Genomic DNA, 7,567 nt, shown 5'->3' on the forward strand with positions numbered 1-7,567 from the left:
CCTCAATCCAATTACTAAAGTGTTTTCATATACTCAATCACTTGCCATTTTTGCTCTTCACTCAAGTCAGTACCATAAGCGTGGCCTAAGTTGGAATTACCTGCCATAATTTTACCGTTGCTCGCGTTGACTCTGAACTTATTGAGACCTTGCGCAGTATTAAATCCGACGTTGACTGGATCAAACTCACGGCTTCCAACCCAAAACTCCTTAACGCGTTGCTCTGGTTTTTTCATCAACTCATATAAGTTGGGCACTGAGCCATTGTGTAAGTAGGGGGCTGTTGCCCAAATACCGTTAAGTGGTCTGCCTTTATAAACGCCGCCGTCTAGTGTGCCGTCAACACAGTCGGTTTCTGCTTCATCCGCTTTTTCTCCGCGTTTTTTGAGGTGTTGTACTATCAAAGTCTCTAGCTCTTTGACCACGCTTATCTTATTGCCGTTAGCGTCAGTTCGCTCAGGAATATTACCGGCTTTGAGCGCTAGAGGGAGGTCTTTTAATACCAGCCCTACAACGCCATTTACTGGGATATCTATTGCATTATCTACTTCTTGAAAGGTTGAGCCGATTAGAATGCGCTCTTTTGTGCCCTCTAAAATCAGTGTTTTTGCCATATGACATGACGCGTTATAGGCGGTGGTGGGATCTGTACCAAGTTCACTAATGAGCGTTTGGTTTGCGACATAATCTAAATGTTCTTTATCGCGCGGAATGACTTGGTGGCAGCTAGCGCATTGTTGTTGGTAGATAAGTTCTCCCTTGGCCGCTTTTTCAGTATCGATAGCCGGAAAGTATTGAATTGGCCACTGCGGAGACTTAAGTGTTTTAACCCATGACTCTAAGTTGCCAAGGCCAATCATGTCCACCGTTGAGCTATATCTAAAGTGTTTACCCCAAAGGCGCTGCCAAAATGGCGCCTCTTTTATTTCTAACTCACCAAATACACCTACCACTTCACCAATATTTCGTACCAATGGCCCTATGATAGGCGTATTTGGTGCAGATGCATTCCATTGCACCACATCAGATTGGTGGGTACCCCAAAGAAATGGGTATGACACAGGACCCGTAGGAGTATTTTTATTGCTTAAATCATTGAGTGCAAATGCGGTACCCGCGTTTTGTATGTTGCCAAATGCATCTAGTCGCGCATAGCTGGTGAAATCTTGTGGATAGTCATTGGGTAGGGAGTTAACTACTTGGCGTTGTGCTGTTTGTAATGCAACGCTCTGCAATCGCGCTTTTAAATCATTTTTGCTTGTGGTGTTGTAGCTTGATCCTAATACATTTTTTGCGAAACGTTCAAACTTATCATCGTCGTTTAGCGTTTTATTGAGTGCAGCTACGAGGCGGTCAAAAAACAACACAAAGTTTGCTAAAGTAGGGGCACCATCAATGAGTATTTTTGTGCCTTTGTAGTCTAGCTGATTTGTATGGCAAGCCGCGCACGTCATACCTACCCAGTTTTCGCCGGTCGTCTGGTTGCTGTGCAAAGCAAACCCAATAGGAAGGCCTCCTGGATTCTTTTCGCTTGCTTTGCTTGGCAAGTAGCGTAGAGACTCCATATGTTCCGTGTGGCGAAATAGCTGCGTGCTATCGGCTTGTTCAAGCCAAACAAACCAATTATAAGGAATAATTTGCGAGCCTTGGTTGGTAAACCAAAAGCTTTCACTGATTTGCTGGCTCCATCCTTGATCTAACCATGTTCGTTTAGGTACTTCGCCTTGCTCCGGCGTAATAGAAATGGGATCTGGTTGGGCGTTATGCTGATTTGTGCTGCAGCCGACAACGGTGATAAGGCCGACAGCGCTTAACGCAGCCGCTAGACGTAACTTGCTCATTGGTTTTCCTTGCAATAATAAATGTAAAATAATAGTTATTAATTGTTACAAATGCTATTACAAAGAATTACAGAAAGAGGAAAATGCAATACTAGGAAAAACAACAAGCTTCCTAGTATTGCATTGGAGCGTTAGAAGTAAGCGCGAATACCCAACTTGATGTTACGACCCGGTAGTGGAGCTTGCTCTTTAATGAAGGAGCTGTGAACAAAACCAAGTTCATCTGTTAGATTATCAAGATTGAGGTAAGCAACAAAATCGATATCACTTTGTGTAAAGTCATACTGCATACTTGCGTCTACCAAGGTATACCCAGCAGTTGTAGTCTCGAAACTGGTGATATCGCTTTGTTTGTTGTAGCGAGTAACGGTAAAGTTGCTAGTGAAACCGTTGTGTGAATACTCATATTTAACACCAAGCTTATTGCTTGGAATGCGTGGTAGCGCAGCATTGTTTTTTAGCTCAGCGGTTAGTGTGTCGGCAAAAACCTTCACGCGATTTTTGTCGTTAATGCTGTAGTGCGCATCTAACTCAAAACCATAGAGTCGTGCATCTTGACTCGTAAACTGAAACACGGGGAGAGCACCTTCATGGTCATGATCAGACACCTCGATACCGTGCGCTTCACTAAACATCAAACCGGTATTTTTTTGATAATAGTAATTTTCGATATCGTTATAAAATACGTTGATTGTGTAGCCAAAATCTCCAATAAAGCGGCGAAGGCTCAAATCAATGTTAGTCGCGGTCTCTTGCTTTATGTCATTAGGTTCAAAATGCACTTCACCGTCTTCAAAGTGATATCCTAAGCCAAGCTCATAAGTACCTGTAGCAATGTGCACACCATTTGAGAGCAATTCAGCTGTCAGTGGTGCGCGCTCTGAACGAGATACGTTTAAAGCGACATTGTGACCATCGGTAAACTGATAGACCCCACCGATAGAGGCGCTGATGTTGGTCATATCAAGTTGGTAGGCGATTTCAGACTCAGTCTGTTCATGTTCATCCTCAGCGTGGTCTTCATCATGACCATGATGATGCGCTTGCTCTGTAACCTTGCTACTGAGCTGGTAGTCTTCGATGCGAGCACCTAACTCTAATGTAAAGTCACCAAAAGCACGCTCTTCTAGTAAATAAAGGGCGTGAGAGGTGGTTTTGGTTGCTGGCGTGAATGCTTCTTCGCCCTGCGCTTTGTAATCGCTATTGCTATAGTGGTAGCCAAAAATGCCGTGCCACTGTCCTAGCTTATGTTCAAGGCTTGCTCGAAGCTCTTTTGACTCATTGCTAAATGTTGTACCAACAATATCGCCTTCTATCTCACTGTGTTGATAGTCGGTAAAACCTGCACGTACGCTTACTGATTCGACCCATTGGTTATGGAGAGCGTAGTTAAACAAAGCTTGCCAGCGGTCTTGCTTTACTCGTGCAAAGACGCTGCCTTCGTCAGCGTGTTCATGATGAGCCTCGTCATGCTCATCATGCGCTTCTTCCTCATGCTCATCGTGTTCATCTTCGTGATGGGCGTGACTGTGAGCAGGCACGCCATAGTCGGTATCTATGCGACCGTAAGAAAGGCCTACAGTTAAATGTTCATTTACAAAACTGGTGCCTAAATTAAATTGTTGTGAGTCGATAAAGGTGTTGTCGACCTTGCTTGCAATTTCAGCATGTTCCTCATGCTCTTCGGCGCTTTCATCTTCGTGATGTTCATCGCTGGGTAAAGTGAAGTTAGGCGTGTCGTAATCTCCACCTTTGCGGCTGACACCATCAAAATGGAAATTAAAACCGTTGTTGCCCGTCTCTAGTAAAGCGGCATAAGTATTAGTATTAGATACACTGTCATGACTATACTCGGCGGCGCCATTGATTGACTCTAAAATATCGCTTGGAATGCGGTTATCAACAACGTTTACCACACCACCAATAGCACCCGAACCATATAGTAAAGTTGCAGGACCACGTAACACCTCAATTTGTTGAGCCGATAAACTGTCGTTGCTGTTTGCGTGATCTGGGCCAACACGCGATGCATCGCTGCTATCTAAACCATTTTGCATAACCTTTACGCGAGGACCGTCCAAGCCTCGAATAATTGGGCTTGATGCGACCGGTCCAAAGTAACTGGCGTTAATACCTGGCAAGCCTTTTAGGGTTTCTCCTAAGGTAGGCTTAGCTGAGTTCTTTAACTCATCACCACCTAGTACTGAGACTGGGGCTGCCATTTCAACATTGTTTTTGTGCAGTGCCGAGGCAAATACAACAATGCTCTCAACGGCGCTCGGCTTTAGTGTAACGCTAACAAAACCACTGTCTTCGCTTATTTGAATACGCTCATCTAGGTAATTATTTTTTGATATATGAAGTTGAGAATCGGTATCAACAGAAATTGAAAAAAGGCCGTTTTTATCTGTACTGATAGATTGAGACTTACCGTGCAAATGAAGTTTTGCACCGCTTACGGGTTGGTTATTGTGATCAACCACTTTGCCTTTTATCTCGCCAGCAATTGCGTACGAGGAAAATAAAGCGGAAATAATGGCACTACTTAAAAGGGACTGCTTGATCATAATTTTCGACTTCTAGTAAAGAGTTATTGTTAAGTGTTGTTATAATATAACACCACTAAACTTCGCTTTCAATAATGTTATATTATAACTTTAATTTTTTTTGATAATGCGATCATAACTCCTATAGTTAGAGGGAACGTAAACTTGGGTACTTATTATGAGCAAACCGTTTGTTTTTAAAGCACGATTGAATGTGGCTGACTTGTTTCACCATGCAAATCATCAAGAAGTGTTTACAACAGCATTGCAAAAAGCAGAAACCTTAGAGCATTTTGTGTTAAAGCTTTTGGGTTATTGCGCCTTATCATATGAACAAAACGCACATCTAAATAGCTTTGCTGAAAAGCAAAAACCCGATGTTTGGCTAGAAGATGAGCATGGTTATATTACCGTTGCTTTGTACGCAGGCGAGATGGATTTAGATGACATTGTTCGCATTGCTAAGCAATCTCAAAAGCTTGTATTACTTATCAAAGAGAGTCCTCAATGGTTTGATTCTGTACGTGAACGCTTAAGCTATGTTGATAATATGAGTATTTTCCAATTGGAGGCTGACTTTGTTGATTCCCTCAGCGAGGCGTTAAGTAGAAGCTTACATTGGGATATTGTTATTGAACAAAACCAGATAAGTGTAAGTGACAAGATAGAATATTACGAAACAACGGTGGTTAAGCTAGTGTAACGCAGTGCGCTTTAATTACTGTATTAGAGGCGCTCTTTTAAACGTCATAGGCGTTGTTTAAAGAAACAGAACCACCTTTAGCGCCTTCGAAGTCAAATCGTGCTACCTCACGGTGTGTTGATGACCACCATTTTGGCCCTAAAGCCGTCGCCATCAACGTCAGCAGATCTTTAATAACTGCTCAATTATGCTTTATCTTTTTTTCAAAAAGTTACGTTTAATCCATATAAATCATAACGCTGCTATCAAAAACACTTATGTTATGTAAAATGCTGGTAGATCAACGTCCATATTTACAACGGAGCAGTAATAGCCAAAATCACTACTTGATTAACCTTATATGTTGGCGCACAAAACTTTTTGTCACCACTGATACAAGAAACATGGTCGTTTAGTTTCTTTCTCTAAACAGGCTAAACCGAGTTTCACAAAGTCCATTGGTGCCATTATTGTGGGAGTTCATATGCAAACGTGCTTTGAGTTTGAACGTCGGGTTAGTTGTGTTGATTACTATTACATTGCGACATTAACTCGTTGATAAATTGTCATCGCGCGTAGTAGTGGGAATTTTTATTAATGATAGGAGAAATTTGATGTTTGCAGTGATATTTAAGGCTAAAACGGGTGTGCAAGATGCTGAATATTCAAAAACGGTGGGACTGATGCGTGATTTGGCATTTAGTAAATACAACTGCCAAGACTTTATCGCGGTGACTGAAGGGGAGCAAGAAATTGCAATTTCTTATTGGAATTCGCAAGAAGACATTCAAAGGTGGCATCAGGATAGTCAACACAGTGTTGCCCAGCAAATGGGTAGAGACAAATGGTACACATCATACATAGTCGAAGTTGTTGAGATAAAAAGGCGTTACAGCTTTTGTGAATAATGAAACAAAGTGGTTTAAGGCGCTATTAAACCGCTTTCTTTGTTAATTGAACTGTATGCGTTACTGATACTTTATAAATATTGCTATGATCACTGCATATTTGGCGATGAGTCATAATTTGAACAACAGAGAGTTAGGTTGATGTTAGAAGTATTAGTATTGGCAATTGCGCTGAGTATGGATGCATTTGCTGTCTCTATCGGGCTTGGCTCGAAGGAAAAACAGCATATTACCGGTTTAGCGCTAAAAGCTGCCATTTACTTTGGTGTTTTTCAGGGGCTGATGCCTCTTATCGGCTATTTAGGTGGTAAAGGAGCGCTTGGTTTCGTTGATGGATATGCGCATTGGATAGCATTTGTATTATTGCTGCTGATAGGCGCGAAGATGATTTACGAGTCGGTATCTGAAGGAATAGAGGATGATATCAAAAACATTACCGATAGAGTGATGTTAATGCTTGCAATAGCAACAAGTATTGATGCGATGGCTGCAGGTTTTTCATTAACACTGTCTAATCAAAACCCATTTTTTGCTTGTGCAATAATTGGCGTTGTAACGTTTGGGTTTAGTTGGTTAGGCGTACTAATAGGTCACAAAAGTGGCACTTGGTTAGAAAATAAAGCAGAGTTCTTTGGTGGTGTTGTGTTAATACTGCTGGCTTTTAAAACACTACTCCTCTCGTAGGCTGTCGAAAGTCTAATTAAATACATAAACTTAATAGTTGGTTCAGTTCTATCTACATAATATTGAGCGAAAAAAATCTTGTCTGCTAGTATCAGACAATGGTCATAAATTTTAGAAAAGGTAGAGCAAATGAAAACTGTTTTTTTAGTGCTGGGGTTAGTGTTTTTAATGAGTGGTTGTAAGCTCACTCGTGTAGAAGGTGAAGTACAAGACTAGAAGTGCAAGTCAGTACAAAAGATAGCACTGATGCAGATAGCCCAAGTTCCTCTAAAAAATGTCTACCAGGGTTGAAAAAGCAAGGCCGTTGTAAAGATTAAAGCTGCTGATCTAGTATCAACGTATTGTAACTAAAAAGGAGGCTACTATGTGGCTGAGATACTTAATAATTGCTTTGATTTTTATATCAGTAGATACCTTTGCACAGCAATCTATCACGCCAAACGAGTTGTTAATAAACCAGATGTCTGCGAATTCTTATACGATTATCGATGTAAGAAGTGAAGAAGAATATAATGCCGGTCACCTAAAAGGCGCAATTAATATTCCACATAATGCGATTTCTGAACATTCATCACTGCTAAACACCCTTAAAGAACAGCATCTTGTGGTGTACTGCCGCTCAGGGCGCAGAGCAGGGCTGTTTATCGACGCACTTAAAAAAGATGGTTTTAAGCTCGTTCACCTAGATGGTGATATGAATGGATGGCTGAAAGAAAATTTGCCTGTAATCGAAAGGGCGCAAAGTAATTAGCCCGCGCGGGTTGTTATTGGTAATAATGAAGTCGGAGGACCCTGTAACACATTTTGTGTAACTGCCAGTTTTAAATAACATCTTTTAATCGGTCTTCGAATTCGATCATAAATCGATTCAAGGCCGATTTCCAATTTCTTATCGGCATTGTCCAT

General features: G+C 41.5%; 6 protein-coding genes. 4 read left to right on the forward strand and 2 right to left on the reverse strand.

Annotated features, from left to right (window positions below; all coding sequences use genetic code 11):
- Nucleotides 1-14 precede the first annotated feature (14 nt).
- Nucleotides 15-1,841 (reverse strand): di-heme-cytochrome C peroxidase, encoded by a 1,827-nt coding sequence (locus tag HC733_RS15895; protein WP_190365998.1) that lies wholly within the window; start codon nucleotides 1,839-1,841, stop codon nucleotides 15-17.
- Between the two features lie 131 nt (nucleotides 1,842-1,972).
- Nucleotides 1,973-4,408, reverse strand: a complete 2,436-nt coding sequence (locus HC733_RS15900; protein WP_190365999.1) for a TonB-dependent receptor — start codon at nucleotides 4,406-4,408, stop codon at nucleotides 1,973-1,975.
- 157 nt (nucleotides 4,409-4,565) lie between these two features.
- Here HC733_RS15900 and HC733_RS15905 point away from each other — a divergent pair, with 157 nt between their 5' ends.
- The 4 genes from HC733_RS15905 to HC733_RS15920 all read left to right on the forward strand — a co-directional run bounded on the left by HC733_RS15905 (nucleotide 4,566) and on the right by HC733_RS15920 (nucleotide 7,412).
- Nucleotides 4,566-5,090, forward strand: a complete 525-nt coding sequence (locus HC733_RS15905) for a YaeQ family protein (protein ID WP_190366000.1) — start codon at nucleotides 4,566-4,568, stop codon at nucleotides 5,088-5,090.
- Between the two features lie 593 nt (nucleotides 5,091-5,683).
- Nucleotides 5,684-5,977: an antibiotic biosynthesis monooxygenase family protein gene (locus tag HC733_RS15910; RefSeq protein WP_190366001.1), complete on the forward strand. Its 294-nt coding sequence runs from the start codon at nucleotides 5,684-5,686 to the stop codon at nucleotides 5,975-5,977.
- Between the two features lie 141 nt (nucleotides 5,978-6,118).
- Nucleotides 6,119-6,661 (forward strand): manganese efflux pump MntP, encoded by a 543-nt coding sequence (locus HC733_RS15915; protein ID WP_190366002.1) that lies wholly within the window; start codon nucleotides 6,119-6,121, stop codon nucleotides 6,659-6,661.
- Nucleotides 6,662-7,025: 364 nt separating this feature from the next.
- Nucleotides 7,026-7,412 carry a rhodanese-like domain-containing protein gene (locus tag HC733_RS15920; protein ID WP_238937580.1) on the forward strand — a complete coding sequence of 129 codons (387 nt, stop codon included), beginning with the start codon at nucleotides 7,026-7,028 and terminating at the stop codon, nucleotides 7,410-7,412.
- The last annotated feature ends 155 nt before the right edge of the window (nucleotides 7,413-7,567 follow it).

The organism is Pseudoalteromonas sp. S16_S37, assembly GCF_014694405.1.
Classification (GTDB): Bacteria; Pseudomonadota; Gammaproteobacteria; order Enterobacterales; family Alteromonadaceae; genus Pseudoalteromonas.